General features: G+C 39.5%; 8 protein-coding genes. All 8 read right to left on the bottom strand.

All coding sequences use genetic code 11. The features are described 5' to 3' along the window. Positions 1-297, bottom strand: a 297-nt coding sequence (locus KJ562_02210) for a tRNA (guanosine(37)-N1)-methyltransferase TrmD (protein ID MBU3964509.1), incomplete at its 3' end; no start/stop codon positions are given. Positions 298-416: 119 nt separating this feature from the next. Beyond that, positions 417-737, bottom strand: coding sequence for a KH domain-containing protein (locus KJ562_02205; protein MBU3964508.1), 321 nt, complete (start codon positions 735-737; stop codon positions 417-419). Between the two features lie 108 nt (positions 738-845). Next, complete coding sequence (gene rpsP, locus KJ562_02200; protein ID MBU3964507.1) at positions 846-1286, bottom strand: 30S ribosomal protein S16; 441 nt, start codon at positions 1284-1286, stop codon at positions 846-848. 6 nt (positions 1287-1292) lie between these two features. Next, positions 1293-2396 (bottom strand): fructose-1,6-bisphosphatase, encoded by a 1104-nt coding sequence (locus KJ562_02195; GenBank protein ID MBU3964506.1) that lies wholly within the window; start codon positions 2394-2396, stop codon positions 1293-1295. A gap of 16 nt (positions 2397-2412) precedes the next feature. Then, positions 2413-3111, bottom strand: a complete 699-nt coding sequence (gene rnc, locus KJ562_02190) for a ribonuclease III (GenBank protein MBU3964505.1) — start codon at positions 3109-3111, stop codon at positions 2413-2415. A 26-nt stretch (positions 3112-3137) separates the two neighbouring features. After that, positions 3138-3557 carry a transcription antitermination factor NusB gene (nusB, locus tag KJ562_02185; GenBank protein ID MBU3964504.1) on the bottom strand — a complete coding sequence of 140 codons (420 nt, stop codon included), beginning with the start codon at positions 3555-3557 and terminating at the stop codon, positions 3138-3140. Between the two features lie 12 nt (positions 3558-3569). Further along, positions 3570-3848 carry a 50S ribosomal protein L32 gene (rpmF, locus tag KJ562_02180; protein MBU3964503.1) on the bottom strand — a complete coding sequence of 93 codons (279 nt, stop codon included), beginning with the start codon at positions 3846-3848 and terminating at the stop codon, positions 3570-3572. A 205-nt stretch (positions 3849-4053) separates the two neighbouring features. After that, the coding region (locus KJ562_02175; GenBank protein ID MBU3964502.1) for a hypothetical protein at positions 4054-4977 on the bottom strand (924 nt) is incomplete at its 5' end.

The raw sequence follows: 4977 nt of genomic DNA, 5'->3' as shown, positions 1-4977 counted from the left end.
TGCCTTTGCTTGGTCAAACTTTTTTCCTTTTGCGGAAAATAAAATAATTCTTGTTTTTTTATTCTTTTTTAAAATCTTTTTTACTGCTCTAAAAATTATATCCACCTTGAAAATCATGCCCGCTCCCCCGCCATAAGGCCTGTCGTCAACTGTCCGATGTCTGTCAACAGCATAATCCCTTAAATTATGGACATTAATCTTTATGAACTTGTTTTTCTGCGCACGCTTAATTATGCTCTCATCAAAATATGAGGCAAATATTTCCGGGAATATGGTTATAATATCAAATCTCAACATATTTTATCAAAAAGCCGTACTATCTCTCGCCCGCAACGCTTCGCAAGCGAGCTTACTCGTGTAGCGATGCGTGGCTGGCATTTAATAGCACGGCTCTTTGTTTTTGATAATTAAACGATTTACAGTTTTAAATCGTCAAGTTTCGGCTCACTTTCTCTTTCCCTGTTCATCGGTCTGCCTGTACCGCCTTCTGGCTCTTCTATCTTAAGATTGACACGGGCATGGTTCTTTAAACCAATAATGCGAAGCAAGGTTCTGATGGCTCTTACTGTTGAGCCCTGTCGGCCGATAATTTGGCCCATATCATCCTTGTGAAGATTAAGGTTCAATAAAACACCCATTTCGTCAACATTGCGGTCAATTTTGACATCGTCTGGATTATCTACTAAGGCCTTGATGATAAACTCAAGGAAATCTTTATCTGGTGTCTTGTCTGCCATATTCTTTAAATCTTGTTATTACGCTTTTTCCGACCTTTCTATCCCTCTGTAAAAACAGAGTTACGAACTTCTATTATTTTAGTTCTTTGTGGTATATTGTCAAGGCGATTATCCAGTTTTGGCTTCTTCGCCTTTATCTTGTTTTTGTTTTTCCTCTGGCTCCGGCTGGCTTACTCCTTGTTCTGGTTTTATTTCAACTGCTTTTGGGACTGACGGTTCTTCTTTTTTTGCGACTTCCGCCACAGGCTTTTTTGGCGCCTCTGTCTCTCCTTTTTTCTTTTTCTTAATGCTGTGCGCAGCAATTTTAACACCTTCAATTATTTTATTCTTGACCAAAAGATTGTTCATCGTGTCTGATGGTTGGGCGCCATTTGAAATCCAATACTTGATTCTGTCAGCGTTAAATCCTTTTTCTTTTGTAAAGGGATTATAAAAACCGACCTGCTCTACAAACTTTCCGCTCTTTGGCGGGCGGGTTTTTTCAATTACCACTATCTTATATGATGGCTGGTGCAACTTGCCATGCCTTAAAAGTCGTATTGACAACATAATCTGTTATTTTTTCTCTTGTTTAATTATGAATTTATTATTCAGCCCTTCTATCTTTTTGACAATGCCAGTGTACTCAAGTTCGTCCATGCCCAACATAGCATTTCCAAAAAATCCCTGTCTTCTTATTTCTTCTGCTTTAGCAGAGGCCTTGGCCCTGATGCTGTCCCAAAACGGATGGTCGAAAACATCTATATGCTCTGTGAATTTGCCATTCTGGACGCACAACGCCACGCCACTTACTAAAGGAGGTCCATCAAAATAAGAAACCATTGTGTTGACTTTAACCGGCATTAAGGGCCCAATATGCGAACCCCTCATAAATCCTGCCACATAATGGCTTATAGAATATGGGGATAATATCTCTCCAGTAGCTGGAAAATTTTTCTGCACTCGAACCAATGCTATGGGGTCGTCTTTCCCTGTATACACTCCGGCTATATTATGCAGTCGTGTCGTGCTCACGCTTACGCACTGGTCTCCACTTTTGGAATAAATTTCTGATATTCCGAATCTCTCAGTGTCTCGCAATAAACAAGCAATGTCATAAATATTATTAGGTGTTTCCAATTCAATTACCCTGTCTCCCTCGCCCTTGAATCCCATATCCATAATAACGAATCTATATCCTTGGGAAATTTCTGGAACCAATATCAATCCCGAATTATGAAATGGGTCAATGAAACTTAGATAAAATGGCAGATTATAGGCGCCAGGGCTTGTTTTATCAGCCATGAATAATAGGAATGGCTCAGCTGGCCTTTCTTCAAACTCCATCTCTGCGGCCGCAGGACCCAACCCTTTTACATTCCCAGAAAAAGAATCTTTCAATAAATCCTGTCCTGCCCCGTAAAGACCTTGCTCCTTAGCTACCACTGTCCCGTTTTGGAAGGCATCCCAGGCAATTTTATGGATTTCCGAAGAATTCAGCCCTTTCTGGTGAGACATAAGAATTGTGATATCGTCCCCAGTATAAAAAATCCTATAATCTAATATTGCATTATTATTTTTAACGCTTTCCGTCACCGCCTCAATCAATTTTCTACTTGGCGAAAGATGTCCGCCAATAGACCCAATATCTGCTTTAATAGCGGAAATGGTTATTTTCATAATAATATTAATGTATTTAATGCTTCCCCCATTTTTTAACCTTCAACCCCTCGCTGGCAGCATTCTCTTCCGCTTCTTGTTTTGACATACCTTCTCCTTGGGCTATCAATTTTTCTCCCAGAAAAATGCCAGCAATAAAATTTTTAGAGTGATCCGGCCCCCATTCTTTCAAAACCTCATAATGGGGCGTTATCTTTTCTTTTTCTTGGGCCATCTCCTGAAATCGACTCTTATGGTCAACAAATTCATGGTTGGCCAAGATTGAAGGCAATTTAACTATCAAATGTTCCTCTATAAAGTTCTTACATATTTTATAGCCCTGGTCAAGATACAAGGCGCCTGTAAACGCCTCAAAAGTGTTTGCCAATATCTCCTGTCTTGCCCTGCCCCTTTCTTTTCGTTCCCCTTTTGACAACAAGAGAAAATCATTGAAATCAAGCTCTCTGGCTAATTTAGATAATGACTTACTGTTGACTAAAGCTGCTCTCCAACTCGTTAGAACTCCCTCTCCTTCGTTTGGATAATCCAGAAAAATCCGCTCGCTCACTGCCAATTCCAGAACCGCATCCCCTAAAAATTCAAGCCGTTCATTGTGGCCTGTGCCAAAATCAGGATTTTCATTTAAATAAGAACGATGGCAGAATGCTTGGGCTAAAAGACCCTTATCCTTAAAAGAAATATTTAATTTTTTCTCTAATTCTGAAAACTTTTCCATTGACCCATGCTTAATTGCTTATTTGTTTAATTGCTTAATTCTTTAAAGACCGTGCCCAATACTCCGTTAATAAATTTTCCTGATGATTCTCCTCCAAACATTTTTGCCAATTCAATCGCTTCATTAATCGCTACTTTTGGAGGAACCTCTTCTTTGTTGGAATAAATCAATTCATACAAGCCGATTCTTAAAACATTCCTGTCCACTATGTTAATTTGTTCAATCGGCCATTCTGGCGCTGCTTTTTCAATAATCTTATCAATCTTATCCATATTTTCCGACACGCCTAATGCTAATTTTCTTGCAAAATCAGTGTCCTCTAAGCCCGGCCCGAATTCCTGAATATTCCTCTCTAAAACCTCTTTTAGGTCTACTTTGTCTCTCATAAAATCCTTTTCATATAAGGACTGCATCGCTATACTTCTTGAAAGATGACGGCTTCCCATATTATTGAAATTTTACTGCTTAGAAAGGCCTTCCATTGTTAAGGGTTTCTCTTGGCCTTTCTCCCCTTCTTTAATCTCTTTTTCTTTTTTCTTTTTCTCTTTTTTATCCAACTTTTTTAAAACATCTACAATCATTCGCCCATTATAATAACCACAATTCTTGCACAGCGTATGGCGCGCAACTGGTTTTCCGCACTTAGGACAAACACTTAAAGACGGCTGCTTTAAAAATATGTGCTGCCTTCTTTGATTTCTTCGTGATTTAGTTTTTTTCTGTTTCGGTACTCCCATGTTTCCTCGCTTCGCTCGGTCAAGCGCAAAATGCAAAACGCAAAATGTAAAACCGGAAAGCGAAAATTAAAAATTAAAAGTGAAAATTAAAAAATTGGAAATAAAAAAACCTTATTAAACGACTATTATGTTTTTAGCAGATAATATAAAAAAAGACAAGCACTATTAATGATAAATAATTATTGATTATTGATTATTGATTAAATTACTGCGGAGCAATCTCTATCCATCCGGGCAAAGGAAGCTTGATGCTTGTATTTTTTGTTTTCTCGCAAATGCCGATTGAATCGCTTGCTCTCAAGGTGACTGTATTGTCTCCTGCGCTGAAAAACTGAATATGCGGTTCAAACTGTGAAGAATTAGTGCCATCAACAAATGTAGCGGTTCCGGGTTTAATCCACGACCAAGAAATACAAGCTGTTTCATTGTTGCTTGAATTGTAACACTTAGACAAGTTATCCATAATCACTGTTTCTTCAACTGCCGGGCTTGCGGGTTGCCAGCTGAAATCAGGCCAAGGATAAGCATGCAATGGAGTTGATACGCTTACGCTACCTGACCAATCATTAGACCAAACGCCATTAGAATCCTTGACTTTTACACGGAAATAATAAGTGGCGTTGTAGCCGATTTCTAATTCCCCTACTGTTGGCAACGGAACTACATCAACGCCTGATGTTCCGCGGGAACCCGGAGCCACTGTTTGGCTTCTGATAATTTCCTGGGCCCCGCCAAATCCCGGATTGGTTGATATGGCAATCTTGTATTCTTCCTGCGGGCTATCTCCTGTGTATAACCAACTAAAATCAATATGTCCTTTCTTCTGGATAGGAGTACAATAACTGGTTGAATCCCTTGTGAAATCACTTGCAATCGGGGCGCTTGAAAAACTGAAATCTGTCTGGACATGATAATTATTTGTAACCCCGCAAGAATTTGGACTCTCTGGATTATCACAATTAAAACTAATCCAGCCCATTACATCCCCTCCCCAAGCCCAACCATGAAACTCGCCATCATCAGTATCAATATACACTCCGTAATTCACGCCAGAATCAGTCGGGTCTTTTCGTAATTTTATCCAGCCATCCCAACCTCCCCCATAGCCAACTGCTCTTGCCCAACCATA

Source organism: Patescibacteria group bacterium (assembly GCA_018900835.1).
In the GTDB taxonomy this organism is placed as follows: domain Bacteria; phylum Patescibacteriota; class Minisyncoccia; order Minisyncoccales; family PEYH01; genus PEYH01.
Note: the sequence above shows the minus strand (reverse complement) of the source record. Positions and strands in the feature narration are given on the sequence as shown.